Source organism: Amycolatopsis sp. SB7-3, from assembly GCF_041021335.1.
Lineage (GTDB): Bacteria > Actinomycetota > Actinomycetes > Mycobacteriales > Pseudonocardiaceae > Amycolatopsis > Amycolatopsis japonica.
This window is the reverse complement of the sequence record NZ_JBFPJQ010000006.1, coordinates 179,897-204,354: the sequence shown is the minus strand read 5'-3', so window position 1 is coordinate 204,354 and position 24,458 is coordinate 179,897. Positions and strand designations below refer to the sequence as shown.

The following is a 24,458-nucleotide window of genomic DNA, read 5'->3' as shown; positions in this document are numbered from 1 at the left end:
CGGAACCCGAAGGCAAGGGTCGGCGGCCGCGCCGCGATCGTTACGCCACCCCGAGTCGCCGCAGCGCCGGTCGCCACCGGTTCCCGCCGGTCGCCAGCCCCAGCGCCACGAGGCCCGCGCAGTACTTGCTCACCGATTGCTCCCGGATCCGCAGCTTCGCCAGCGCCTCGGTGACGCTGTTGCGCTCGGAAGCCGACTTCACCTCCAGCAGCACCAGGTCGTCCCCCGCCGCCAGGCTCCGCGGGCCGGAACGCCAGATCAGCGACGTGTCGCAGGTGATCCGCGTGTCGGCGGTGACGAGGGTGGTCCGCCGGTAGTCGGTCACCAGCGCGGGGAGCAGCGGCCGGGGCGCTGGGCGGCCGTAGGCGGCGGTGAGGGCGTCGTCCAGGAACCTCAGGGCGGGTGTGGTCAGGCCGTGCGCAGCCTCGGCCGGATGGGGGCGGCGGACCTTGACCGTTTCGTCGCGTCGTCCGCTGACCTTGAGTTCGCAGTAGGTGTCGGCCGAGTCGGTGTAGGTCCGCGTGCGGATCTTGAACCGGCGACGGCGATCCTGCCGGTGCGCGCGGAAGATCGCCAGATCCGGTGTGTCGAAATAGGTCGACGAGTAGCCGAACACCCGTTGCCCGCCGATTTCCAGGCAGCGGAGCGACAGCACGTCGGTGACGGCAAGGAAGTCGTTGAGCGGCAGGACGTACTTGCGGTCCGTCCTGCTCATCAGCCCGCTCGTGGCGACGACTTCGGCCAGCGACAGCGAAGGAAGCCTCTTCGCCACCGCGGCGACGGTGGCCGTCCCGCGCCCGTTCACCGGTGCCCCGCCGGAGCACCGTGGACGACGGCTGCGGTGTCCGGCCGGAACCGGACGTCGACGACGGTGACCTCGCGGACATAGTCCACTTCGGACACACTGTGCCGCACGACCGTTCCGCCGAGCCGCGCGCGCAGCTCCATCAGCATCGTCTGCTCGTCGGGGTACACGGTGTCGAGCACGACCGTCCGCCGCTGCGGACCACGGGTGCGCGACGGGTGGTCGGCGACGTACATGACGGCCAGCAACAGCACGTTGAAGACGGCGATGATCCGCCAGTCCGCGGACGGCAGCCCGTTCACCAGGCCGAGCACCAGCGCGACGAAGTAGTACGCGACCTCCTGCTGGCTGATCGAATCGGATCGCAGCCGGATGATCGACAGTACCCCGAAAAGGCCGAGCCCGAGCGCGCTCGCGGTCGACACGGAAAGCAGCACGGCGACCGAAACGCAGACTCCGACGTTCAGCGCGAGATAGGCGCACGCGAGGTCACCGCGATGATGACGACGGGCGTAGATACCGTAGGCGAGGATCACGGCGGCGACGAGGTCGACGGCGAGATGAAGCAGTGTCGTGGTCATGGAAACCACTGTGCCGCCCGAGAAAGAGACCGTCGTGAGATCGCGATGAGAACCGTCTCATCAGGACTCACCGAGCCGGTAGCCCATCCCCCGCACGGTTTCGATCCGCTCGGCGCCGATCTTCCCGCGCAGGTAACGGATGTAGACGTCCACCACGTTCGATCCCGGATCGAAATCGAAACCCCAGACCCCGCCGAGCAGTTGCTCACGGGACAGCACCTGGCCGCGGTTGCGCAGCAACGTCTCCAGCAGCGCGAACTCGCGGGCGGTGAGGTCCTTCTCCTCCCCGGCCACCGAAACCCGCCGTGTGCGCAGGTCGAGGGCGAGGTCTCCGGCCCGCAGCACCGCCGGCTCGGCTTCGGGATTTCCCCGTAGCCGCAACCGGATCCGCGCCAGCAGTTCCTCGAAGGCGAACGGTTTCGCGAGATAGTCGTCGGCGCCGCCGGACAGCCCGGCGACCCGGTCGACGACGCTGTCGCGCGCGGTCAGGATGATCACCGGCACCGTGCGGCCCGCCGCGCGCAGCGCCCGCAGCAGATCCGAGCCGTCGAGGTCCGGGAGACCGAGATCGAGGACCACGAGGTCGTGCGCGCCGGTCAACGCCTCGGTCAGCCCTTCGGACCCGGTCTTGACCCAGCGGGTCGCGAAACCCTGCGCCCGCAGGCCTTTCTCGACGAAGGCACCGATCCTGGCGGAATCCTCCACCACGAGCACGCTGGTCACCGCTCCGCACCTTCCGTGACGGGGATCTCCATGGTGAACGTCGCTCCTTCGCCGGGCACGGTGTCGAGCAGCACCCGGCCACCGTGCGCTTCGGCGATCGCGGCGACGATCGCCAGGCCGAGCCCGGCTCCGTCGTCGCCGCTGGAATTGCTGCCGCGTTTGAACCGTTCGAAGATCCGGCTCCTCGAATCCGGCGGGACACCCTCGCCGGTGTCACGGACCCAGAGCCGCGCCGTCGTCGCCGTCACCTCGGAGCCGAGGGCGATCTCGTCGCCGGGTGCGGTGTGCCGGACCGCGTTGGAGACCAGCTGCAGCAGCGCCTGCGCGAGCCGTTGCCCGTCCGCGCGGACCTTCACCTCGGCCACCGCGTCGAGCCGCCAGACGCGGTCGGCCAGCGGACGGGATTTGGCCAGGGTTTCGACGGTGAGATCGGCGAGGTCGGTCTCACCGGGCGCGAGGAAGCCGGGGTCGCCGGATTTGGCGAGCACCAGCAGATCGTCCACGATCCGTTGCATCCGCCCGAGTTCGTCGAGGACCAGCCGCCGCGTCTCCGCGTTCTCCTCGGGATCTTCACCCATCAGCTCGATATGGCCACGGACGATCGTGATCGGCGTGCGCAGTTCGTGCCCGGCGTCGTCGATGAAGTCACGCTGCCCGGCGAAGGCGCTTTCGAGCCGGTCCAGCATCGTGTTGAAGGTGCGGCCGAGCGCGGCGACGTCATCCGAGCCCCGGACCTCGATCCGGCGGGAAAGATCGGTTTCGCCGATCTGCTCGGCGGCCAGGCGTACCTCCCGGACCGGCGCGAGGATGCGGCCGGCGACCAGCCAGCCGATCAGCCCGGCCAGTACCAGCGCGGCGCCCGACATCGCGGCCATCACGCCGACGACGTCGTTGATCTCGCCCGCGGCGTGGTCGACGAACTCGACGATCACCAGCGCGCCGCGGCCCGGCGAGCCCTCGATGGTCACCGGGACGACGCCGTAGCGCGCGGACCCGACCGCGGTGGTGACCGTGCCGTACGCCGGGCTCGTGGCCCTGGAGAGTTCGGCGACGAATTTCGGGTCCGTGTCGAGGCGGACCGGCGGCTCGATCGCGCTCCGCCTCGACGCGGCACCGTCGCTGATCGAGAAGAACGTCTCGTACTTCTCGGGCAGATTCCGTTCCAAGTGGCGGCCGAGGACCGCTTCGACGGTGGCGGGCTGCCCGGCCGGACGGGCATCCGGAGACGCCAGGAAGGCTCGGAGTTTGCCGGTCTCGTGCGCGATCTCGTTGTCGAGGCGCTGGTCCAGCTGATTGTGCAGGACGGTCCGGGTCGCCAGCAGCGAACCGGCGAGCGCGAGCAGCACGACCAGCAGGACCCACGCGAGGATCCGGGCTCGGGCGCTCATCGGCCCCGCTCAGTCGTCGAGGTCGAAGTGGTCATCGGCGTCATCAGGGTCATCATCGACGTCGTCGTCGTGCCCGGCCAGCCGGGGCGGGACGACGGCGGGTGGGGCGCCCGCCTCCCCCGGTCCGGAGACGGCCCGGCCCGCGGGGGCGACCACGGCGGGGCCGAGATCGGGCGGCGAGACCGCGGTGGCCGCGATGACGGCGAACGTGCCGGTGGCCGCCACCACGACGGCGGCGACCCCGGCCAGGACGATGATTCGGACTCGCATACCCCCAGGCTGCCCGGACCGGGTGAGCCGCCGATGAGGGCTCGATGAGAACTTTCTCATCGAGCCCTCCCGCTCATTTGAACGCCGCCACGTTCCGCGCCGCCCATTCGGCGAACGTGCGTCCCGGCCGGCCGAGGACTTTTTCGACGTCGGGGCTGACCCGCAGTTCGTCCTCCGTGGGCGCGCCGAGGATCGAGAGCGTGGCCTCCACGACCACCGGCGGCATGAACTCCGACATCGCGGCGCGGGCCTCGTCCTCGCTCAGTTCGGTGAACCGCACCGGCTCGCCCAGCGCCTCGCCGAGGTCGGCCGCCTGCCGCCGGGGCGAGATCGGTTCGGGTCCGGTGAGCACATAGGTCCGGCCGTGGTGGCCGGGTTCGCGCAGCACGGCCGCCGCGACGTCGGCGATGTCCGCCGGGTCGATGACGGGCAAGGCGACGTCGCCGAACGGGGCGGCGACCACCCGGTCGGCCCGGATCGACTGCGCCCACTGGAAGGCGTTCGACGCGAAACCACCTGGACGCAGCACCGTCCACTCCGGACTCGACGCCTTGACCGCCTCTTCGAACGCGGGCGCGTGCCGTCCGGACCCGACTCCTTGGGAGGACAGGAGCACGATCCCCGCTCCCCCTGCCGCCGCGACGATTTCCGCGACGTCGCCGCCCGCCGCCATGAATTCCCCTGAGGTCAGCAGGAAAATCCGATCCGCGCCGTCGAAGACCTGCTTCAATCCGTCGGACCTCGTGAGGTCGGCTTGCACGGTCCGCACGCCGTCGGGCACGTCCGCCGCCGAGATCCGGCGCGACACCGCCGTCACCTCTTCTCCCGCCGCGGCAAGGGTTTCCACCAGCAGCCGTCCGACGTTCCCGGTCGCTCCGGTCACCACGATCATGGTCTCTCCTCGAATCACGTTGCGTTGACGCGACCGAAGCTACCTTCCTGGAGATAGTAGGTACCTAGAGGAAAGTATTGGGTTCGTGAGCGCGATCACAACTTGTAAGACACGAGGGGCCGCTTAGGGTCGGGCCATGTCCGAAACCGCACTCGGCCCGCTTCGCGTCCTCGATTTCTCGCGGGTGCTCGCCGGCCCGTTCGCCACCATGCTGCTGGCCGACCTCGGCGCGACGGTGATCAAGGTCGAGCGGCCGGGCACCGGCGACGACACCCGCAGCTGGGGCCCGCCCTACGACGCGGCCGGTCAGGCGACGTACTTCCAGTCGGTGAACCGGAACAAGACGAGTGTGGCGCTGGACCTCGGGAATCCGGACGACCTCGCCCAGGCCCGCGCGCTCGCGCTGGAGGCCGACGTCGTGGTCGAGAACTTCCGGCCGGGCGTGATGGAGCGCCTCGGCCTCGGCCCGGAGGTGCTGCTGGCGGCGAACCCCGGCCTAGTCCTCTGCTCCGTCACGGGTTTCGGTTCCGGCGGCGGCGCCGCGCTGCCCGGTTACGACCTGCTCATCCAGGCCGTGGGCGGGCTGATGAGCATCACCGGCGACCCGGCGGGTGAACCGCAGAAAGTCGGCGTCGCGCTCGTCGACGTGCTGGCCGGGCTGTTCGCGAGCGTCGGCATCCTCGCCGCCCTGCGCCACCGCGACCGCACCGGGCAGGGACAGCGCGTCGAGATCGACCTGCTGTCCAGCCTGCTCGCCGCCCTGGTCAACCAGGGCAGCGCCTACACCTCCGGCGGGACGGTCCCGGCGCGGATGGGCAACCGGCATCCCAGCATCGCCCCGTACGAACTCGTCCCCTGCGCCGATCACGAACTCGCGCTCGCCGTCGGCAACGACCGGCAGTTCGCGGCGCTGTGCGAGGTCATCGGCCTGCCGGAACTCGCGGAAGACAGCCGGTTCGCCACCAATCCGGCACGGGTCGCGCACCGGACCGGCCTTCGCGCGCTGCTCGAAGACCATTTCGGCAAACGTCCCGCGGCCGAGTGGGCGGCGGAGCTGAGCGCGGCGGGCGTTCCCGCCGGGGAGGTCAACGACGTCGCGGGCGCGTTCGCGCTGGCCGAACGGCTCGGCCTGAACCCGACGGTCGATCTCCCGCGGCCCGACGGCACCTCCGTGCGGCTGACCCGCAACCCGATCGGGCTGTCGGCGACACCACCTCGCTACGAGACGGCGCCGCCGGAAGCCCCTGGGCAACTCACCCTTCCGCTCCCCGGCTGGAGCTGACGGACGGCGGTCAGCGGACTGTCAGCACTTCGTCAACGCCGGCCGCGAATCTCCTGCCATGACGAACAAGACAGTCCTCATCTCCGGCGCCAGCATCGCCGGTCCCGCGCTCGCCTTCTGGCTTTCCCGCCAGGGCTACGCGGTCACCGTCGTCGAACGGTCGCGGGAACTCCGCAGCGGTGGCCAGGCGGTCGATTTCAAGGGCGCCACCCACCGCGCCGTCCTCGAGCAGATGGGCATCCTCGACGAGATCGAGCGGCAGCAGACCGGCGGGCTCGACCAGACCATCGTCGACGCCGAGGGGCGGCCGCTCGCCGTCCTGCCCGGTGAGTTCACCGGCGGCGACGTCGAGATCCGGCGCGGCGATCTGGCCCGGATCCTGTACGACCGGACCTCGGCGGACTGCGAGTACGTCTTCGGCGACTCGATCACTTCGCTGACCGAGACCCCCGACGGCGTCGACGTCACCTTCGAGCGCGAAGCCTCGAGGCGGTTCGACCTCGTCTTCGGCGCCGACGGCATTCACTCGACCGTGCGACGGCTGGCGTTCGGCCCGGAAGCCGACTACGTGCAGCACCTCGGCCACTACTACGCCCTGGTCGAGACCGGCGAAACCGACGGCGGCCCGGCCGTGATGTACAACGAACCCGGCCGCATGGCCGCCACCGGCGGGCCCAAGGCGACCGCTTTCTTCGTGTTCGCCTCCCCGGAAATCAGTTACGACCGATACGACACCGGACGGCAGAAGGAGATCCTGACCACCGCGTTCGAGGGCGGTGGCTGGCGGCTGCCCGAGCTGATGGAGATGGTGAAACGCTCGGACGACGTCTACCTGGACTCGATCGCCCGGGTGACGATGGACGGCTACTCCACCGGCCGCGTCGCGCTGCTCGGCGACGCGGCGTACGGCAACACGCTGGGCGGCTTCGGCACCGGGCTCGCCGTGGTGGCCGCGTACGTCATCGCGGGCGAACTCGCCGCGGCGGACGGTGACCACGAACTCGCCTTCCGCCGGTACGACGAGAAGTTCCGTGGTTACGCCAAGATCGCCCGCAACGCCAACGCCGGGCCGTTCCTCGCGCCGCCGACCCCGCTGCGGATCAAGCTGCGCGACCAGATGTTCAAGCGCCGGTTCCTGCTGCGCGGGATGCTGTGGGTGACCGACAGGTTCGCCACCGACATCACCCTCGACGAGTACCCCGCACTCGCCCGGCAGGGCTGACCACCCGGCTTCGGCGTGCGCGATCCGCCGTGCCGTGGTCGGCTGGATCGGGTTTCCCGCGTGACGTTTCCGGGGAAGCGGTGTCTTGAAGGGTGACCACCTGTCCGGGTGGGGTGAAGGGAGCTTCGGCATGACGGCGCTGCACAGGTGCGCTCGATGACGACTTCGGCGAGAACAGAGCCGCTCGCGGCCGGCGAAACGGTGCTGGACGACGCGACGCTGGTGGCGCGCGCCCGCGACGGCGAGATCCGCGCGTACGAGCAGCTCGTCCTGCGCTTCCAGGGGCCGATGTACCGGCTGGCGCTGCGGATGCTGGGGAACAAGGGCGACGCCGAAGACGTCGTCCAGGAGGTGTTCCTCATCGCCTGGCGGCGGCTCGACCAGCTGCAGGAGGACGCGGCGTTCGTCGGCTGGCTCTACCGGATGACGACCAACCGGTGCCTGAACGTGATCCGCGCCAGGAAGCCGGTGGCCGACGTCGAGCTGGACCAGCAGGAGTCCACCGGTTCGGCGGGCCGTCCGGACCGCGCGGCCGAGACGAGCGCGCAGATGACGGCGCTCACCGGGGCGCTGGACCAGCTGACCGCCGAGCAACGGGCCTGCTGGCTGTTGCGGGAGGTCCACGGTCGCTCCTACGAGGAGATCGCGAAGGCGATCGGGGCGACCACCACCGCGGTGCGCGGACGCATCGCGCGAGCACGAGCACAGTTGGCGGAGGTGATGGCGCCATGGCGATGAACCACGCGACCCGCGACTACCTGCTGCCGTGCGGCCGTGATGTGGAACAGGTCTGGGAACGGCTCGACGAGGTCGACGCCGGCCGGGCGGACGCGCACGAACTCGACTGCCCGCACTGCCGGGCGACCCGCGAAAGCCTGCTGGTGCTGCGCGGACTGACCAGGGAACTGGCCGACGACGACGCCGAGCCGTCGCCGGATCTCACCGGCCGCATCATGTCCGCGATCCGCGCCGAGGTGCGGCGTCGCGATCTGGTGCCGCTGGCGAGCCCGGAGCCGGGCGAGGTCCAGGTGAGCGATCAGGCGGTGGCGGCCGTGCTGCGGTTCGCCGCGGACTCCGTCGACGGCGTCCGCGCGCGGCGCTGCCGGGTCCTGCCCGCACCGGACATCGCCGACCCGCTGGCCGTGAACGTGGAGCTGAGCCTGGCGATCGCGCATGATTTCGACGGTGACTCGCTGGACGTCGTCCGTGAGCGGGTCACCGCGGCGGCGGGTGCCAGGGTCGGCGTCCGCCTGGCCCGGCTCGATCTGGTGGTGGAGGACCTCTATGACGCGTGAGCAGGCCACGGCCCGGCAACTGGTCGAGACGGTGATCGCCCCGCCGGTGATCGCGGCGGTCGCCGCGCATGCCGCGGCCCGGGTCCCCGGCGTGGTACGCCTGGAACCCGGGCTGCGCGGGCTGGCCGGTTCGCTGACCAGGATCGCGCGGCAGCGGATCAAGGGCCTCGAACCGGCGCCCACGGAAGGGGTCCGCGCGTTCGTCGAGCACGACCCGCCGGACGTCCGGGTGGAGATCGATCTTTCGCTCTCCGGCCTGGACCAGGCCGCCGCGACCGCGCAGGCGGTGCAGCGGGCCGTGGGCAAGGCGGTCACCGAGGCGACCGGGCTCACCCCGTCCGCCGTCTCGGTGTCCATTTTGGACATCGAAATCCGTGGAGGACTGTTGTGACCGCACGTTCCGAACTGACCGCTTCGCTGCTCAGCGCCCTCCGCGAGATACCGGGGCTGCGCGCGGCCACGCCGTCGACCACGGCCGCCGCGTCGGCGGTGCCGTGGGATCTCGACGTGATGGCCGTCGACATCTCCGAGAACGTCGTCGAGATCCGCGTGGTCGCGCTGGAGGTGCCGATCCCGCCGCTCACGGAGGTCGCCGGGGCCACGTTACGCGCTGTGCTGGCCGGAACCCCTTGGGAGAACGCGAGTCTGCGGCTCGTGGTGACCGATGTGGACGCCGCCGCGCTCGTTCCCTGAAACGCGGATCGCGGTGGCCGCGCCGTGAGGCGTGACCACCGCGATCGCGGGGTGGGGACCTAGTTCTTGTTGGTGCCCGGGGTCAGGACCTTGTCGATGACGAAGACGGTGGCGTTCTTGGTGGGGATGTTGCCGCACAGGATCTTCGCGCCGTTGACGGTCATGTTCTCGCCGGAGCCCTCGATCTTGACCGGGCCGCCCGCGGTGTTCAGGCTCTCCACGGACTTGGCGGACTCCAGGCCCTTGGCGTCGTAACGCTTGCCGACGACGTGGTACTGCAGGATCGGCGCCAGCTGGTCCGGCTTGCCGGCGAGTTCGGTGAACTTGGCCTCGCCCAAGGCTTCGAAGGCCGGGTCCGCCGGAGCGAACACGGTGATGGCCTGCTGGCTGTTGAGCGTGTCCACCAGGTTGGTGGCCTTCACCGCGGCGACCAGCTTGGTCAGCAGCGGGTTGGTCGAGGCGGCACTGGCGACCGGCTGCGGGCCCATCGAGTCCAGCGAACCCGGCGCACTGCCCTGCGGCAGCTGCGAACAGGCCGGGCCGAACACGTCGGCGTTGGTGGTGACGCCGTCACCGGAAGCGGCGCTGGACATCGGGGCCGACATCGACGAGGACGGGGCGGGCGCGGGGGCGCTGCTGGAGCTGCCGGACGAAGCGCTGTCGTTGCTGCTGCAGGCGGCCAGGGCCAGCGCGGTGACCGCGGTGAAACCGATTCCTGCGACGCGAAGCTTGCTCACGGAAAATCACTCCATTTGTTTTTCGGACTCTTACCGGGTATTCGGAACCACGGTGAAATCGGATTGCCACCCATTCGAGTGACGCCGATCACCGTGCGGTGAAACTGATGACATGCCAGCCGGTCGCCCCGTCGGGGACGGTTCCGGCGCGCGCGTCGGTCTGGGTGTAACCGGATTTGTCGACAGCCCGGACGGTGACCTGATGACTGCCCGCCGGAACGTCGAATTCGGTCCACCACATCCGCCAGGTGTTCCGCCCCACCTCACGGGAAAGCGTTGCGGGCAGCCAGCTTCCGTTCGCGCCGAGCCGGACTTCGACCCGCTCGATCCCGGTGTGCTGCGCCCAGGCGACACCCGAGACCCGGACCTTGCCGGCGGGTACCGTTTCGAATCCTTTCGGACTGTCGATCCTGGATTGCGTTTTGATCGGGGCCTGTTCACCCCAGCCGCGATCGAGCCAGTACGCGCGGCGCGCTTTCCACGTGGTGATCTCCAGATCCTTGACCCATTTCGTCGCCGAAACGTAGCCATAGAGACCGGGGATGACCATGCGCGCGGGAAAACCGTGTTCCACCGGAAGCGGTTCCCCGTTCATCCCGATCGCGAGCATCGCGCCCCGCTCCGGATCGAGCGCGGCGACGACCGGGCTGCCCGCGGTCCAGCCGTCGACGCTGGTGGAGAAGATCTGCTCGGCACCGGGCAGGATCCCGGCCTCCCGCAACAAGTCTCCGAGATCCACGCCGATGAAGTTCGCCGTCGACACGTACGTCCCGCCGACCTCGTTGGACACGCAGGTCATGGTGATCGTGCGTTCGATCAGCGGCCGGTCGCGGATGTCGTCGTAGCTGAACCGTTTCTCCTCGCGCACCATGCCGTGCAGCCGGAGGCTCCAGTCCTCGGCCCGGACCTGCGGCACCGACAGCGCCGTGTCGACGCGGTAGAAGTCGCGGTTCGAGGTGAGGAACGTCGGCGTGCCGAGCTTCGCGAAATCCGCGTCGGCCGGAATGGGCGGCGCCGGCTCGGCGGGAACGAGCCGCCCGACGGCCGCCCGCGAAGACTCCGCGTCTCGCGTGCCGGCGAGGAGCTGACCTCCGGCCCCCGCCGCCCCTGCGGCCACGACGGCACCCGCTCCGGCCAGCAACACCGACCTGCGTGATGCGCCCGCGACCTCGGTCTGGGGAGTGGCCGAGGCCAGGCGATGCAGCCAGAGGAAGACGCCCACCCCGGCGATCAGGCTGGCCAGCGGCGCGAGCAGCGCGACCGGCGAGAGGTCGGGCCGCAGCGCCACGGCGAGCCCGCCCAGCAGGCCGAAGGCGGCGATCAGCACGATGCCCGGAAGGGGTGACCGGCGCGAGGCGATCCCGGCCACGGCTGCGGCGAGCACCATCACCACCGCCATCCCGCCGAGCAGCACGAGCTTGTCGTAGACGCCGAACGTGCGGACTGCGAAATCCTTCAGCCCGACCGGCGTCAGATCGATCGCCCCGTTGCCGACCGCGAGGTACGGCGAGGCGTTGGCGCTGATGAACCCGGCCACCAGATGGCCGGCCGCCAAGGCCGCGGCGAGGGCCACGACCCCGATCAGCGCCGCCCCGAAGAAGGGAAGGCGTGGTTCCCGAGCGGCCCGCGAAGTCTCCATGCCGGGTATTCGAGGCGGCCGGGCCCGCGGACAGGTCGCGTGGGTCGTGAGTGGCGATTCGGGTTAGAACCCGAATCGCCACTCACGACCCAGGCGACCACCCACCCGAGTTGCGCCGCTCACCCCGGCTTGCATGGTCATACACTCCTATGCATATACTTCCATCATGTCCAAGGTACTCACCTCTCTGCCTGTCGGCGAACGCGTCGGGATCGCCTTCTCCGGCGGCCTCGACACCTCGGTAGCGGTCGCGTGGATGCGCGAGAAGGGTGCAGTGCCGTGCACCTACACCGCTGACATCGGCCAATACGACGAACCCGACATCGCGTCGGTCCCAGGCCGGGCGAAGGCCTACGGCGCCGAGATCGCGCGTGCCGTCGACTGCAAGGCCGCGCTGGTCGAGGAAGGTCTCGCGGCGCTGTCCTGCGGCGCCTTCCACATCCGCAACGGCGGTCGCACCTACTTCAACACGACCCCGCTCGGCCGCGCGGTCACCGGCACCCTGCTGGTGCGCGCGATGCTCGAGGACGACGTCCAGATCTGGGGCGACGGCTCCACCTTCAAGGGCAACGACATCGAGCGGTTCTACCGCTACGGCCTGCTCGCGAACCCGTCCCTGCGGATCTACAAGCCGTGGCTGGACGCCGCGTTCGTCAGCGAACTCGGCGGCCGCAAGGAGATGTCCGAGTGGCTGCAGGCCCACGGCCTGCCGTACCGGGACAGCACCGAGAAGGCCTACTCCACCGACGCGAACATCTGGGGCGCGACGCACGAGGCCAAGTCGCTGGAGCACCTCGACACCGGCATCGAGATCGTGAACCCGATCATGGGCGTCCGGTTCTGGGACCCCGAGGTCGAGATCGCGGCCGAGGACGTCACGATCGGCTTCGAGCAGGGCCGCCCGGTGACGATCAACGGCAAGGAGTTCGCCACCGCGGTCGACCTGGTCCTGGAGGCCAACGCCATCGGCGGACGGCACGGGCTCGGCATGTCCGACCAGATCGAGAACCGGATCATCGAGGCCAAGAGCCGCGGTATCTACGAGGCGCCGGGCATGGCGCTGCTGCACGCGGCGTACGAGCGGCTCGTCAACGCGATCCACAACGAGGACACCCTCGCCAGCTACCACAACGAGGGCCGCCGCCTCGGCAGGCTGATGTACGAAGGCCGCTGGCTGGACCCGCAGGCGATGATGCTGCGCGAGTCGCTGCAGCGGTGGGTCGGCGCGGCCGTCACCGGCGAGGTCACCCTGCGGCTGCGGCGCGGCGAGGACTACTCGATCCTCGACACCACCGGCCCGTTCTTCAGCTACCACCCGGACAAGCTGTCCATGGAGCGCACCGAGGACTCGGCGTTCGGCCCGGTGGACCGGATCGGCCAGCTCACCATGCGGAACCTCGACATCGCGGACTCGCGCGCCAAACTCGAGCAGTACGCCGGGCTCGGCATGGTCGGCGGCGGGCACCCGACGCTGATCGGCGCCGCGCAGGCCGCGTCGACCGGCCTGATCGGGGCGATGGACGCGGGCGGCGCGCAGGCGATCGCCTCGCGCGGCAAGGCCTCGGGCGAGGACGAACTGCTCGACCACGCCGCGATCGAATCCGGTACGGACTGACCCGAACAGACGGGACGCGAAAGCGCCGGGCGCGCGGCATCGAAGCCGTTCGCCCGGCGCTGTTTTTTACTTGCCGCCCAGCTGGGACCGCCGCTGCCCCAGCTCGTCCACGAGCCGGGTGACCTCGACCTGCCCGATCGCTTCGGCCAGCACGGAAACCGAGGCGATGCTCTCGATCTGATACTGGACCGGAACGCCGCCCGACGCCCGCGACCGCGCTTCCGCGTCCGCCTTCTTCTCCGCCTCGACGGCCGAGAAGACGCCGCCGGCCCCGCCGTTGACGCAGCTGATCGAGCCGGAGCCGTTCATCGGCAGCGTGGCCGTGTTCCGGCAACTGCCCGCCGAGCGGCCGCCGATCGTGACGTTCGCGGTCATCGTGGCGTTGACCTGGCCGGTGACCTTCCCGCCGCTCGCCGAGGCGGAACTCGAGACGTTCGCGGTCACCGTGCAGCCCGAGGCACTGCACGCGACCGTGGCCGCGCCGTCCATGTCGAACCGCACACCGGTATTCACTGCGCCGGTCAGCTTCTTGGTGTTCGACGTCAGTTCTTCGTAGACGGCGTCGGTCTCCTGCGGCGACAAAGCGTCCACATCGGAGTCACCGAGACCGGCACCCGACGACGGCTGCGGCAGCGAACCCGCGCCGGGCAGGGAAGGCATACCGCCGGGCATCTTCACGGAGTACCGGAGAAGCCGGTGCGGCGCTTCCTTCGACACGTACAGGTCACCGGCGGGCGTGCTCGCCTTGAGCGCCGGGACGTCCCGGATGCTCGGGCCCTCGGTGATCTCGTCCGCCCGCTCCAGCGCCTCACGCAACCGGGTCGCGAGTTTCTCCGGGGACTCGAACTGCTGCAGGACCGGGCCGAACAGCTCGTCCTCACCGGTGATCCACCGGTCCTTGAGCTCCTCGGCCGAGTCCGTGGACGCCCCGGGCAGCATCCCGTCGGGCGCCTTGAAGAACACCTTCCCGCCGACGACGAGGATCTCGATCTTCTTGCCCTGGAAGGACATCGTGCCGGACGTCTCGCCGTACGCCGTGGTCTTGACGTCCGTCTCGATCATCCCGCCGACCGCGGAGGTGCTGTTCCGGACGGCGGGCGCCGACGAAAGCCCGGCCAGTGCCTGCTCGAAGGGCTCACGGCCGGCGTTCGAGGGCCACAGCAACCAGGTCGTCAGACCCGCGAGGAGCACCACCACCAGCCCGGCGATCCCGGCGAACAGCGGCCACCGGGGTTTCCGGGCGGGCGGCGCCGGTACCGGTTGCGGGACCCAGCCCTGCGGCGGCGGCCACTGCGCGCCTCCGGGTGGGAATGATTGCTCCACGTCGCCCTCCATCACTGAATTCATCGAACGAACTCAAGCTAGGGAGGAAGGATGAAAACTTGATGAAACACGATCAGGTCCCCTGCCGCGCCGGGCGGACGCGGCAGGGGAAGCCGGTTCAGCCCTTGCGCGCGAACGAGATCCGGTGCAGCCCACCGGGCGTCTCGTCGGCCAGGTACAGCTCGCCGTTCTGATCGGTGCCGAACGTGGTGGCGTCGAGCGGGAACTGGCCGATCTTGGCGCTTTCATAAGTGCCGTCGGCCTTCTTGCGGACGGCCCAGGCCGTTCCCTGGCAGAAGTCGGTGGCGAGATAGGTCCCGCCCGCCAGCGAGGCGTACTTCCGGCCGCGGTAGACGTGCCCGCCGATCACCGCGCAGCCCTCCGCGCCGGAGATGTAGTGGAAGACCGGTTCGGTATAGGTCACGCCGTCCTTGCACCGCGTCTCGTCGAAGACGACCGGCCCCTCCTTGCAGGACCAGCCGAAGTTCGCGCCGCCCTTGCCCTTGGCGAGGTGGTCGACCTCCTCGAACCGGCCCTGGCCGACGTCGCCGATCCACAGCGAGCCGTCGGCCGGGTCGAAGGAGAACCGCCAGGGATTGCGCAGCCCGTACGACCAGATCTCCGCCCGCGCGCCCGCGACGCCGACGAACGGGTTGCCCGGCGGCACGCAGTACTTCAGCGGACGGCACGCGCGGTTGACGTCGACGCGCAGGATCTTGCCCAGCAGCGTGTCCAGGCGCTGCCCGCTGGCCAGCGGGTCGCCTCCTCCGCCGCCGTCGCCGATCCCCCAGTACAGGTAGCCGTCCGGGCCGAACGCCAGCTGGCCGCCGTTGTGGTTGGGGAACTCGGCGTGCGGCTGCGTGATCAGCTCGGTGAGCTCCCCGGTGTCGAACCGGACGCGGGACAACGTCACCGCGCTGTCGGACTTGCGGGTGTACGCGACGTAGGCGCGCCGGTCCTTGGCGATCGCGAGCCCGAGCAGCCCGCGTTCGACGTCCGCGCCGTTCACCTTGTCGCTGATGTCGAGGACCGGTTTGGCGGCGAGTCCGGTCTTGGGGTGGTAAGCCCGGACGACCCCTCGCTTCTCCACGATGAGGATCCGGCCGCTCCCGTCGTCGAGCGCCGTGATCGCGGTCGGGTTCACCAGCCCGGACGCGACCTTGGTTGCCGTGGCGGTCAGCTCGCCGAGCGGAACACCCCGCGCTTCCTGGGTCTCCGCGCTGCTCGCGGCCGGGAGCAGCGCCCCGGCCAAGGCGAGCCCGGCCACCAGGGACAACCCCCGGCGGAGGTGCCGTCGCGTCATGAAGGACTCCAATCGCCAGTGAATGGTCTGGTCCAATTCAACAGCGGTCGGCGGAGCGGCGGTACCTCCATACGCGAGGTTTTCGTTGGTTTCTTTCCGGCGCGGAGCAGTCCTCTGAGGGATGGAGTTGCGGCCAGGCACTCGCGAAATGGACACCATGCGCCCGCAAGCCGTCGGCGACCTGCCGCTCCCGACCGCTATCCGCGAGTCGAAACACTCGGATAGCGGTGTGGGATCCGACGGTCATGCCGTTGGCTGGAAGGTCGAAATAGAGCCTGAGCCACCAGGGACCTCGCGTCGGACAACGATCGATCAGCTGTGCGGGCGGCGATGATCTGATGACCGAAGAAGATGACAGCCCCGGGGAACATACCGGCACCACCGAGCGCGAGGACGACCTCGGCTCACTGAACGATGAGCTTGTCCGTCTCTACAACGACGGCGAGACGATCGAGAGTCTCGCGGCACGCTACGCGTTGAGCTATCACAAGGTACGCACCACCCTGCTGGCCGCCGGTGTCACGCTCCGGCCGCCGAAAATCCAACTCCCGCCCACACCTCCAGGCTTGGTCAACGCCTATCTGGCAGGCCGGAGCATTCGGCAGCTCGCCGACATTCACGGCATGAGCTACAACCAGACCCGCCGAATCCTTCTCGCCGAAGGCGTTACCCTGCGCCCACGAGGGCGACAGCAATAAGTCTTGCGACCACCCCCGAAGCCGGATACCCCGGGCGGGCGGTGCCGCGCCACGCCCGGAGAACCGAAACCCTACTCACAGCGCACGACTTCGATCGTCACGCAGAGTACACAATCCAGATGTAGCGTTCCATTACGCTGGCCTGCTCCTTTCACGTCTCTCTTGGTGTGCACCCACCCGCCCGATAGGGTCGCATCTTCAGGCTTGCGAAGAGCTCATTCGCATATTGAGCAGGCTTGAATTGAAGGTCGCCTTGTGAGTGACGGGGGCAGCCTACAGCCACTCAGCCAGCCGCTTTCAGCACCCCGTCACACCATTGCGCAACCGTCGCAGCAACACGCCACACGATGGGCTTGACGTGCAGTTTCTCTTTGCGCACACGCAAGCCCGACCGACGTTGGCGCAAACGTCGGCACATCGGTACCACGCGCCGCGGCCAACGGCCGCCGCCTCACCGAGATGCGCATCCTTGATCTACTGATCAGTAATCGCGGAATCGGCCTAGCTCGAGGAATTCACTCGACACCAAGGAGTGAATGGAACGCCGCGAAAGCTGCTTTGAGTAGCGTTACACGGCCGGACATCCACACGACCGATTGTTACCCAGCGGTACCATTCGACGTCTCAGGAACGGTGGTCGCCATGGACGATCCGGAGATGCGGCGAGGGCATCGCCACGGTGTCTCCGTCACCTTCACGAGCCGCCGGGACGAGATGGCCGTGCGCGTCCAGTTCCGCCAGCAGCGTCTCGATGGCGTCCGCCTTCGCCAGGCGAGCCCGCCCGCGGTAGAGCTCGGCGGCCTCCCGCCACAGTTCCCGCGCGTCGTCGGGATCGCCGTGCTCACAGAGGACCGCCGCCAGTGCGGAAAGCGCCCGGGCCCGTCCCGTCGCGTGTCGGGTCCGGTTCGCCAACGCGACCGCCAGATGCGCATGCCGGAGCGCCGCCCGAGCGTCGCCTTCCGCGTGCCGCAGCTGAGCGAGCACCGTGTTGAGCTTCATGACCGTCGGAAGATCTTGACTCACCTCGATCAACGCCTGCCCGGCGGCGCACTCCTCCGACGCTTCGGAGAGTCTGCCGAGCCGGACCAGCAACGCCCCGAGGGCGGCATGGGCTCGCATCAGTTCGGTCGCATCACCGGCTTCGCGCCGATGCCGCACAGCTTCCCGGTACAGAGCGAGCGCTTCCTCGTCGTGACCGCCCATCTCGAGCAGCGCGTCGGCGAAGCGGTGCTCCGCGCTGGCGCACAACATCGGCTCGCCCAGCGCGCGAACGGCCGGAAGTACCTTCCGGTACCTTTCGACCGCTTCGGCCGCGCGACCGGCATGGAAGTGCACTCGGGCCAGGTTCAGCCTGGTCGTCACACCGCCGATCGCGATCCCGTGGGCGTCGGCCAGTTCCAGCGCGCGCAGCAGGCACCGCTCGGCCGCGTCGTCGGCGCCGGCCAGCATGTGCACGACCCCGAGATCATTCAGGCATGAAGCCAATGAGTTCATGTCGCCTTGCGCCGTCGCGGCACGGATCGCGATGGTCAGCCCTTCGACCGCGTCGGGGTATCTCCCCTGTAACAAGAAGAATTCCGAGGCCATTGCCGGCAGGAGATACGAGATTCCGTTGAGAACGCCTTCTGACGCCGCGCTGATGGCCATCAGCGACTTTCGTTCCCGCAGCACCCATTGCCGCGCTTCGGCGACGTTCCGGAACCCGGGCGTTGGCGCCGCCCGCACCATCGGAGGTAGGTTCAGCAGCTCTTTGTGCGGGAACTGCAAGCGATATGCGTCGATGACCACGCGCAGGTAGAACTCGAACATCTTCCTCCGCGCGAGGTCCACATCGGACAGTTGGGTGGCCAGCGACGCGGCGTACAGATGAAGAAGGTCGTGCACGCGATAGCGGTCGAGGTCGGCCGGGTGGTCGATCAGGTGCGCGGCGACCAGTATGTCGAGCGAGCGCCGCACCTCCGATGCCGGGCGCCCGTCCGCGGCGGCGATCACCGCGGTGGTCATCTCGGCGCTCGGATGCAGGCCGATCAGGGCGAACACACGCCGCTCGGCGGGTTCGAGGTCCTGATACGAAAGGGCGAAGGCGGACCTCAGGCTCATCCCCGGCCAGTCGCCCTCGTCGCCGAGGTCCAGAAACAGGTCGGCGTCGCGCAGCTGGCTCGCCAGGGTCCGCATCCGCGTGCCCGCCCTGGAGATGGCGCGTTCGGCCACCAGGGTCAGCGCCAACGGGTTGCCGTCGCACAGCCGCACCAGTTCTTCGACTCCCTCCGCGTCGTCTCGCGCGCGGTGACCGATTCGCCGGGTCAACAGAGCGGAGGAATACTGGTCGGCGAGCGGGAACACCGTGATCACCGGCGGAGTCAGTTTCGCCGACAAGGATTTCAGGCGCCATCGCGAAACGATCAGTACCGTGCACGACGACAGGACACCCAGCAGCGGCGCGACCTGATCGGAACTGCGCACGTTGTCGAGGATCACCAGCATCGAGCGCCGGGCGAGCAGCGCCGACAGTTTCGCGGCGCGGGCGATCGGATTGACCACTTGGTCGACCGGGAAATCCAGCAACGACAAGAGCGTGTCGACTATCTCGCCGGCGTCGGCCTTCGCGGCCTGACTGTCCCCGCGAAGATCCAGCATGACCGCGCCGTGCCGGTAGCGTCGTTCCGCACGATGGGCCCATTTGGCCGCCAAGGTCGTCTTCCCGACCCCGGGTCCTCCGGTCACCACCACCGCGGCCCGTTTCGGCGCGCCCGCGGAATCGGTCGTGTAAGCGTCGAGCAGCGCGATCAGGTCGACTCTCCCCGCGACATCGTCGACGTCCGGCGGCAAATGCCGGATCACGTGTTCGCTTTGGCTCGCGGGATCGAGCGGAGCCGGTTTGCGCCGGGCCATCACCCGTTCCGGCCGCATCAGTACCTTGTCGTTGACCGCCCGCAGTTCGTCCGCGGCCCTTGTCTCCCCTGCCTCACGGTAACGGGCATACGTCGCCCGGAAGAAATCGGCGGCTTCGGCGGGCTGATCGGCTTCGGCCAGCGCCCGGATTTTCAATTTCTCGAAACTCAGTTCCCCCGGATGCGCCTGTTCCAGTTCCGCCAGTTTCCGCACCGCGGCGTCGGCTTTTCCGGTCGCCAAATGCTCCGCCACGACGAACGCGTTGGCGGGTATCCACGTACTGCGCTCCCATAAGGCACGCCACGCGTCGGCGCGCTCGGTCCGGAGATCGGCCAAAGGTTCGTCCCGGCACAACCGGAGGGCCGAAAGCGCTTCGACGAGCGCGCGGTCGTGCTGACCGAGTTCCCGGAACCGGCGCGCCCTGTCCATCGTGGTCTGGAAGCCGAAGTGATCGACCAGTGCAGGCTCGATCTCCAACAGGCAACCAGCTTTGCTTACACTCACCTTCGCGGGCACGGTGTTTTTGTCGAACGCCTGGCGCAGCTTCGTCGCGTTCTGGTGAAGCGTCGAAAGTGCGTCCTGTGGCGCGCCCTCGTGCTCCTGCCACACCCAGTCGACGACGACGTCCAGCGGCAATCGGCGGTTCGGCGCCGTCAGCAACGCGGTCAGCACCTGCCTCGGCCGAGGCCCCGCCCAGTTCACATCCACATTCCCGTGCATTAGCATGGCCGTCTGCCCGAGAATTCCGAAAGCGATTTCCACGAGTGCGCCCCTTCCCCATGGCGAACCCGGGTTCGCCACCCCTGTCCCGCCGGATCATTTTTCCATCCGCCCGCGCATAAGGCCAGGTCATCGGCTTAATTGTCAAACTTCGGCGATCACCGTTGATCATCTGTCAATGAACTGACAACCGGCCGAAGCCGTTTTCTCCACGATCGCTCCCATGCTGACTGCGGATACCGGAGTACGAGCGAGGGGAATTTCATGACCGAGTCATCGTGGGTCCGCAGTCCGGTCGGCGGTTCCGATCAGCACTGGGCGACACGCAAGGGCGTCAAATCCGTACTGGTGATGATCCCGCACATCGTCGCGGGCAACCGGCTCCTCGATCTGCTTCCGCTCTTCGAGGCCGACCACCGCGTCCAGGCGACCTTCACCGTCCCGGAATGGGAATCCTGGCGTGCCACCCACGACTTCGTGGAGGCACAAGGCGGAATAGTCCTCCCCTGGGCGCAGGCCCGGCGCGGCGAGTACGACCTCGTCCTCGCCGCCAGCCAGCGCGGCATCGACGAAGTCGCGGGACCGGTACTGCTGGTCCCGCACGGCGGCGGATTCGGCCAGTACCGGCCGTCACGGCCTCCGGGCGCCGGCTCCGGCTGGAGTCCCCAGATCGGGCTCGACGCGGGTCAGCTGATGCGGGAAGGCCGGGTTCGCGCCGACTCGATCGTGCTCGTCCACGATCGCGAAATGGACGTCCTCGCCGAGACCTGCCCTCGCGCGGTTCCCGCCGCCGTCGTCGCGGGCGACATCGCACTGGACCGGCTCACCGCCAGCCTTCCCTTCCGCGATCACTACCGGCGAGGGCTCGGCGTGACCGACGACCGGCGCCTGGTGGTCGTCACCTCGACCTGGTCCGACCGGTCGGCCTTCGGCCGTCACCACGACCTGTTCGAGCGGGTGCTCGGCGAACTCCCGCCCGATCACTTCCGGGTGCTCGGTGTCCTGCATCCCCAGATCTGGTCGCACCACAGCCTTTGGCAGATCCGCACCTGGCTGGCCGACAGTCTGCGGTCCGGGCTCGAGCTACTGCGCCCCGAAGGGAGCTGGCGGGCCGCCTTGATCGCCGCGGACCACGTCATCGGCGACTACGGCTCCGTGACCGGCTACGCGGCGGGTATCGGCAAACCGGTGCTCCTGGCCGTGGACGGGACCGAGCCGTTGCTGCCGGGCACACCCGGTGCGGTCATCGCCGAACACGCGCCCCGGTGGGCGCCCGGCAGTTCCCTTCTCCCCCTGTTGTGCGAGGCGGAGTCCTCCGGCGTGGCCGAGCGGGTCCGCGAGCTGCTCTCGTCCCGGCCGGGTCGCGCCGGCGAGATCCTGCGCGCCGAGATGTACCGGCTCCTCGGCTTGCCCGAACCCACCAGGGCGGTCCCGGTGTCCCCGGTGCCGATGGCGGAGGTGCTGCCGTGCCGGCCTCTCTAGCGGGCAGCTCGTTCCTCCTGTCCTATGCGAACGGCGGAACCCGTGCCTCCCTCGCCGATGTGCTCGTCCACCCAGGACCGCGTCCGGTCGCGGACGCCCGCGCTGTACTCGCGAGCGACTTCGACCGGCTGCCCGGCCTCACGGTCGTCGCCGTAGCGTGCTCCCCCGGACGCTGTCTCGTCGGCGACCGCACGGGAGACGTGGTCGTCCTCTCGTGCGTGTCCGCCGAATTGGCGGGCGCGGGAGCCTATCTGTGGCTACTCGCCGGCCGTCGGCTCCGCCTGTTGCGGATGGTCGCCCCGTGCGGCCAAGGCATCCAACCGGGCTCGGGCCCGCTGCACCCGCAGCCCGCCGATCGGGCCGCACAGCTCGAGTGCCCTGGCCAGATGGCCGCGGGCGGCACCGAAATCGCCCTCGAGCTCAGCGACCTCGGCGAACGCCACCAGCACATCGGACTGATAGACGGCCGAGCCTGACTCGTCGAACACCGCGGCGGCGCGGGCCAGTTCACGTTTCGCCGCGGTGATCTCGCCCGCCCGCGCGTCGATCCGCGCCAACGAGAGGGTGACCTCGGCCTCGCCTTTCACATCACCGATCCCGGTGAACAGCTCCTGCGCGAGACGCAGGTTCCGGGCGGCGTCGGCGGTCCGGCCCGCCTGCAGCAACGCCTCCCCGATCCGGCGGTGGCGCTGGGCGACGCCGCGGTCGATCCCGAGTTCCCTCTCGATCACGAGGCTCTGGCCGAAGAACTCGACCGCCCGCTCGAAGTCGCCACGGCCTTGTGCCGCCATGCCCAGCTGGTCCAAGGCCACGGACTCGTTGTGGCGGCTCCCGGCCGCCCTCGCCAGGTCCGCGGCTTTCAGACATTCGGTTTCGGCCGTTTCGAACCGTCCCAGGTCCAGGTGGGCGCGGGCCAGCTGGCAGCGCAACCGTGCTTCGGCGATGGTGTGGCCGCACCGGTGTGCCGCGGCGATGCCGACCTCGTGCGTCCGGAGCCAAAGCCGATAGTGCTTGCGGTAGAGGAACAGTTCCCACAGGGCTTCGCACAGTTGCCAGGCGAGCTCGTCCTGCCCCAGCGCGGACGTCTCTTCGAGCACCTCGACGATGTCCGGCAGCCGTTCGTCCAGCCATTGAAGGGCTTCGGCACCTGTGGCGAACAACGCGGGCGCGGCGTCGTACCGGGCGCGTACGGTACCGATCGTCCACCGCATCGGGATCACCACCAGGTTCGCCCGCGTCATCCGGTGCAGGTACCAGTCCGCGATACGGGCGACGACTTCGAACCGTTCGTCGTCCGGCAGCGCCCGCGCGTGCAACCGCACCAGATCGTGGAAGCGGTAGCCGCGCTCGCCGACTTCTTCGAGAAGGCTGGCGTCCGCCAGTTCTTGGAGCCCGTCCGCGGCCTCGTTTTCGGAGACCCGCGCCGCGGCGGCCGCCGCTCCCACTTCGATCGTCGGCCCCGGATACTCGCCTGCCAGCCGATAGAGCCTGGCCGCGCGCGGCGACAAGGCCGAATAGGACGAGTCGAAAGTGGCCGTCAACGACGCCTCCCCCACCGGCGACAGCTTCGTCAACCGCACCCGTTCGTCACGGAGCTCCGCCACCATCCTGGCCACCGGCCAGTTCGGCCGCGACGCCAATCTCGCGCCCGCCACCCGGAGTGCGATCGGCAACCGTCCGCACAGAGCCGCCAGCGTGGTCACCTCCGGGAGTTCCCCCGCCACCCGCGATTCGCCGACCGAACGCCTCAGCAGCTCGACGGCGTGCTCCTCCGGCAGCGGCGCCATGTCGACGAACCGCGCGCCCTCCGCGTGCAGACCGTCCAGCCTCAGCCTGCTGGTGACCACCACGACGCATCCCGACGAGGCGGGGATCAACGGCCGCACCTGCGCGGCCGAGATCGCGTTGTCCGCCACCAGCAGCAGCCGCATCCCCGCGGTGGTGGTCCGGAACAGCGCCGCCTGCTCGGCCAGCCCCACCGGCACCCGCTCCGGCGGAACCCCCAGCGCCCGAAGGAACGCTCCGAGCGCGTCCTCGGGCGGCACGGCCGTCTCCGGCGAGAACCCGCGCAGATCCGCGTAAAGCTGGCCCGACGGGAAGCGTCCGGCGTTCCGGACCGCCCAGGTGACCGCGAGCGCGGTCTTGCCCACCCCACCGGGCCCGACCACCACCGTCACCGCGGGCGACCGGTCGGCCGAAGCGTCCTCCTCGCGAGCGGCGGCCGAGTCGAGCGCTTCGAGTTCGGCGATCCTGCTCGTGAAGTGCGCCGGGACCGGAGGCAACTGACGAGGGACGGGGGTACCGGAGGGTGATCGCTCGACGGTCGCCGAGCCGAGGTCATCTCCCATGACCACCCCCCGGCAGGCGACTATCCGGGCGCGAATTGCGCGGCCGCGGTTCTTCACGTTCGAGAACGGACTTCCACGACGAACAGAATCGTGGGTCACGCGTCAAAGATCGCATGCTCGTGTCTCCCCACACGGCCGTCTTCTTTTGTCCGCGCAATTCCCCGCGCCGCGAACTCCCGGCAATGCCCGAACCTCCCTGTCTACCTCGCCGAGCGGGATCCCTCCCAGCGAACCGGGTACATGTACCCGAAAGAACCAAGGCATCGGCCCCCGAGCCCCGGATACGGCTCGTTGCAGGAGGCGCCGACGACATCACCACATACAGTGATCTCGGACACTTCCATTTCCGCAAACAATCGAACCGACGAGAACGGCAAGCGGAAATCAGCCGACGAGAAAGAATACTATCGGAAACGCCGCGAAAAACCGGGACAGTTCCCTGTTCTGCGATTCTCCGGCCGGACGATCACACGGCGGCCCCTTCCGACGGACCGTGACCGCCACGAGGCCCGTCCGACGACAGGCGTCATCTACTCGCCCAAGATCATTC

At 69.2% G+C, this 24,458-nt stretch carries 21 protein-coding genes; 9 read left to right on the top strand and 12 right to left on the bottom strand.

Annotated features, from left to right (window positions below):
• Positions 1 to 40: 40 nt before the first annotated feature.
• The 6 genes from AB8M46_RS33655 to AB8M46_RS33630 all read right to left on the bottom strand — a co-directional run bounded on the left by AB8M46_RS33655 (position 41) and on the right by AB8M46_RS33630 (position 4,659).
• Positions 41 to 772, bottom strand: coding sequence for a polyphosphate polymerase domain-containing protein (locus AB8M46_RS33655; protein ID WP_394362827.1), 732 nt, complete (start codon positions 770 to 772; stop codon positions 41 to 43).
• 29 nt (positions 773 to 801) lie between these two features.
• On the bottom strand, positions 802 to 1,386 hold the full coding sequence (locus AB8M46_RS33650; protein ID WP_394362826.1) for a DUF4956 domain-containing protein: 585 nt from the start codon (positions 1,384 to 1,386) through the stop codon (positions 802 to 804).
• A 60-nt stretch (positions 1,387 to 1,446) separates the two neighbouring features.
• Positions 1,447 to 2,109, bottom strand: coding sequence for a response regulator transcription factor (locus AB8M46_RS33645; protein ID WP_037342964.1), 663 nt, complete (start codon positions 2,107 to 2,109; stop codon positions 1,447 to 1,449).
• Complete coding sequence (locus AB8M46_RS33640) at positions 2,106 to 3,497, bottom strand: sensor histidine kinase (protein WP_394362825.1); 1,392 nt, start codon at positions 3,495 to 3,497, stop codon at positions 2,106 to 2,108. Before AB8M46_RS33640 ends, AB8M46_RS33645 begins: the two co-directional genes overlap by 4 nt.
• 9 nt (positions 3,498 to 3,506) lie before the next feature.
• Positions 3,507 to 3,767, bottom strand: coding sequence for a hypothetical protein (locus AB8M46_RS33635; protein ID WP_125737234.1), 261 nt, complete (start codon positions 3,765 to 3,767; stop codon positions 3,507 to 3,509).
• Positions 3,768 to 3,840: 73 nt separating this feature from the next.
• The gene (locus tag AB8M46_RS33630) at positions 3,841 to 4,659 is read right to left on the bottom strand and encodes an NAD(P)H-binding protein (RefSeq protein WP_394362824.1); all 819 of its coding nucleotides are present in this window, start codon (positions 4,657 to 4,659) and stop codon (positions 3,841 to 3,843) included.
• A gap of 136 nt (positions 4,660 to 4,795) precedes the next feature.
• Between AB8M46_RS33630 and AB8M46_RS33625 the strand changes: the two genes are divergently transcribed.
• The 6 genes from AB8M46_RS33625 to AB8M46_RS33600 all read left to right on the top strand — a co-directional run bounded on the left by AB8M46_RS33625 (position 4,796) and on the right by AB8M46_RS33600 (position 9,151).
• On the top strand, positions 4,796 to 5,941 hold the full coding sequence (locus AB8M46_RS33625; RefSeq protein WP_037342958.1) for a CaiB/BaiF CoA-transferase family protein: 1,146 nt from the start codon (positions 4,796 to 4,798) through the stop codon (positions 5,939 to 5,941).
• A gap of 58 nt (positions 5,942 to 5,999) precedes the next feature.
• A complete protein-coding gene (locus tag AB8M46_RS33620) occupies positions 6,000 to 7,163 on the top strand; it encodes an FAD-dependent monooxygenase (protein ID WP_394362823.1) in 1,164 nt (387 codons plus the stop codon).
• Between the two features lie 156 nt (positions 7,164 to 7,319).
• Entirely contained in the window at positions 7,320 to 7,901 is a 582-nt protein-coding gene (locus AB8M46_RS33615) for an RNA polymerase sigma factor (protein WP_037342956.1), read from the top strand.
• Positions 7,892 to 8,458, top strand: a complete 567-nt coding sequence (locus AB8M46_RS33610; protein ID WP_394362822.1) for an Asp23/Gls24 family envelope stress response protein — start codon at positions 7,892 to 7,894, stop codon at positions 8,456 to 8,458. Before AB8M46_RS33615 ends, AB8M46_RS33610 begins: the two co-directional genes overlap by 10 nt.
• Positions 8,448 to 8,849: an Asp23/Gls24 family envelope stress response protein gene (locus AB8M46_RS33605; RefSeq protein WP_037342953.1), complete on the top strand. Its 402-nt coding sequence runs from the start codon at positions 8,448 to 8,450 to the stop codon at positions 8,847 to 8,849. The genes AB8M46_RS33610 and AB8M46_RS33605 overlap by 11 nt, the downstream gene beginning before the upstream one ends.
• Positions 8,846 to 9,151, top strand: a complete 306-nt coding sequence (locus tag AB8M46_RS33600; protein ID WP_037342951.1) for a hypothetical protein — start codon at positions 8,846 to 8,848, stop codon at positions 9,149 to 9,151. The genes AB8M46_RS33605 and AB8M46_RS33600 overlap by 4 nt, the downstream gene beginning before the upstream one ends.
• Positions 9,152 to 9,210: 59 nt before the next feature.
• On the opposite strand, the gene AB8M46_RS33595 is transcribed toward AB8M46_RS33600, so the two are convergent.
• Together AB8M46_RS33595 and AB8M46_RS33590 are read right to left on the bottom strand one after the other, a co-directional pair.
• Positions 9,211 to 9,888: a fasciclin domain-containing protein gene (locus tag AB8M46_RS33595; RefSeq protein WP_037342949.1), complete on the bottom strand. Its 678-nt coding sequence runs from the start codon at positions 9,886 to 9,888 to the stop codon at positions 9,211 to 9,213.
• A gap of 88 nt (positions 9,889 to 9,976) precedes the next feature.
• Entirely contained in the window at positions 9,977 to 11,527 is a 1,551-nt protein-coding gene (locus tag AB8M46_RS33590) for a molybdopterin-dependent oxidoreductase (RefSeq protein ID WP_394362821.1), read from the bottom strand.
• 166 nt (positions 11,528 to 11,693) lie between these two features.
• Between AB8M46_RS33590 and argG the strand changes: the two genes are divergently transcribed.
• The gene (gene argG, locus AB8M46_RS33585; protein ID WP_037342945.1) at positions 11,694 to 13,142 is read left to right on the top strand and encodes an argininosuccinate synthase; all 1,449 of its coding nucleotides are present in this window, start codon (positions 11,694 to 11,696) and stop codon (positions 13,140 to 13,142) included.
• A 66-nt stretch (positions 13,143 to 13,208) separates the two neighbouring features.
• Here argG and AB8M46_RS33580 read toward each other — a convergent pair whose 3' ends face one another.
• Both AB8M46_RS33580 and AB8M46_RS33575 read right to left on the bottom strand, forming a co-directional pair.
• Entirely contained in the window at positions 13,209 to 14,465 is a 1,257-nt protein-coding gene (locus AB8M46_RS33580) for an SON protein (RefSeq protein ID WP_394362820.1), read from the bottom strand.
• A gap of 118 nt (positions 14,466 to 14,583) precedes the next feature.
• Positions 14,584 to 15,768 carry a PQQ-dependent sugar dehydrogenase gene (locus tag AB8M46_RS33575; RefSeq protein ID WP_394362819.1) on the bottom strand — a complete coding sequence of 395 codons (1,185 nt, stop codon included), beginning with the start codon at positions 15,766 to 15,768 and terminating at the stop codon, positions 14,584 to 14,586.
• Between the two features lie 338 nt (positions 15,769 to 16,106).
• Here AB8M46_RS33575 and AB8M46_RS33570 point away from each other — a divergent pair, with 338 nt between their 5' ends.
• Positions 16,107 to 16,466, top strand: a complete 360-nt coding sequence (locus AB8M46_RS33570; RefSeq protein WP_350592906.1) for a helix-turn-helix domain-containing protein — start codon at positions 16,107 to 16,109, stop codon at positions 16,464 to 16,466.
• A gap of 624 nt (positions 16,467 to 17,090) precedes the next feature.
• Here AB8M46_RS33570 and AB8M46_RS33565 read toward each other — a convergent pair.
• Positions 17,091 to 20,120, bottom strand: coding sequence for a tetratricopeptide repeat protein (locus AB8M46_RS33565; RefSeq protein WP_394362818.1), 3,030 nt, complete (start codon positions 20,118 to 20,120; stop codon positions 17,091 to 17,093).
• A gap of 222 nt (positions 20,121 to 20,342) precedes the next feature.
• On the opposite strand from AB8M46_RS33565, the gene AB8M46_RS33560 reads away from it, so the two are divergent.
• Positions 20,343 to 21,560: a hypothetical protein gene (locus tag AB8M46_RS33560; RefSeq protein WP_394362817.1), complete on the top strand. Its 1,218-nt coding sequence runs from the start codon at positions 20,343 to 20,345 to the stop codon at positions 21,558 to 21,560.
• Positions 21,561 to 21,817: 257 nt separating this feature from the next.
• On the opposite strand, the gene AB8M46_RS33555 is transcribed toward AB8M46_RS33560, so the two are convergent.
• The gene (locus AB8M46_RS33555) at positions 21,818 to 23,908 is read right to left on the bottom strand and encodes a tetratricopeptide repeat protein (RefSeq protein ID WP_394362816.1); all 2,091 of its coding nucleotides are present in this window, start codon (positions 23,906 to 23,908) and stop codon (positions 21,818 to 21,820) included.
• Positions 23,909 to 24,458 lie beyond the last annotated feature (550 nt).

Bases quoted from the DNA above. Each gene is read 5' to 3' on its own strand.
- AB8M46_RS33640 (WP_394362825.1), bottom strand. From the start codon at position 3,497: ATGAGCGCCCGAGCCCGGATCCTCGCGTGGGTCCTGCTGGTCGTGCTG.
- AB8M46_RS33570 (WP_350592906.1), top strand. From the start codon at position 16,107: ATGACCGAAGAAGATGACAGCCCCGGGGAACATACCGGCACCACCGAG.
- AB8M46_RS33610 (WP_394362822.1), top strand. From the start codon at position 7,892: ATGGCGATGAACCACGCGACCCGCGACTACCTGCTGCCGTGCGGCCGT.
- AB8M46_RS33590 (WP_394362821.1), bottom strand. From the start codon at position 11,527: ATGGAGACTTCGCGGGCCGCTCGGGAACCACGCCTTCCCTTCTTCGGG.
- AB8M46_RS33615 (WP_037342956.1), top strand. From the start codon at position 7,320: ATGACGACTTCGGCGAGAACAGAGCCGCTCGCGGCCGGCGAAACGGTG.
- argG (WP_037342945.1), top strand. From the start codon at position 11,694: ATGTCCAAGGTACTCACCTCTCTGCCTGTCGGCGAACGCGTCGGGATC.
- AB8M46_RS33560 (WP_394362817.1), top strand. From the start codon at position 20,343: ATGACCGAGTCATCGTGGGTCCGCAGTCCGGTCGGCGGTTCCGATCAG.
- AB8M46_RS33555 (WP_394362816.1), bottom strand. From the start codon at position 23,908: ATGGGAGATGACCTCGGCTCGGCGACCGTCGAGCGATCACCCTCCGGT.
- AB8M46_RS33650 (WP_394362826.1), bottom strand. From the start codon at position 1,386: ATGACCACGACACTGCTTCATCTCGCCGTCGACCTCGTCGCCGCCGTG.
- AB8M46_RS33620 (WP_394362823.1), top strand. From the start codon at position 6,000: ATGACGAACAAGACAGTCCTCATCTCCGGCGCCAGCATCGCCGGTCCC.
- AB8M46_RS33605 (WP_037342953.1), top strand. From the start codon at position 8,448: ATGACGCGTGAGCAGGCCACGGCCCGGCAACTGGTCGAGACGGTGATC.
- AB8M46_RS33635 (WP_125737234.1), bottom strand. From the start codon at position 3,767: ATGCGAGTCCGAATCATCGTCCTGGCCGGGGTCGCCGCCGTCGTGGTG.
- AB8M46_RS33625 (WP_037342958.1), top strand. From the start codon at position 4,796: ATGTCCGAAACCGCACTCGGCCCGCTTCGCGTCCTCGATTTCTCGCGG.
- AB8M46_RS33630 (WP_394362824.1), bottom strand. From the start codon at position 4,659: ATGATCGTGGTGACCGGAGCGACCGGGAACGTCGGACGGCTGCTGGTG.
- AB8M46_RS33575 (WP_394362819.1), bottom strand. From the start codon at position 15,768: ATGACGCGACGGCACCTCCGCCGGGGGTTGTCCCTGGTGGCCGGGCTC.